Annotated in this window: 1 protein-coding gene; it reads left to right on the forward strand. The window is 64.9% G+C overall.

Features of this window, described 5'->3' with window-relative positions:
* Nucleotides 1-305: ABC transporter permease subunit (locus EN807_RS34245; protein ID WP_135938073.1), on the forward strand; the 305-nt coding region annotated here is incomplete at both ends.

Genomic DNA, 305 nt, shown 5'->3' on the forward strand with positions numbered 1-305 from the left:
TCTCGATCTACATCAAGATCGCCAACTCGGTGCCGCGCGTCGTGCTGGGCTCGGTCTTCATCATAGCGCTCGGCCTCGGCATGGCCTCCAAGGTGGCGCTGGCCGTCGTCATGGTGTTCTTCGTGGTCTTCGCCAACGCCTTCCAGGGCGTGCGCGAGGCCGACAGGGCGATGATCGCCAACGCCCAGATCCTCGGCGCCTCGCCCTATCAGATCACCACCACCGTCATCATCCCGTCGGCGATGAGCTGGATCCTCGCTAGCCTCCATGTCAGCTTCGGCTTCGCGCTGGTCGGCGCCGTGGTC

The organism is Mesorhizobium sp. M5C.F.Ca.ET.164.01.1.1 (assembly GCF_004792125.1).
Taxonomy (GTDB): domain Bacteria; phylum Pseudomonadota; class Alphaproteobacteria; order Rhizobiales; family Rhizobiaceae; genus Mesorhizobium; species Mesorhizobium wenxiniae.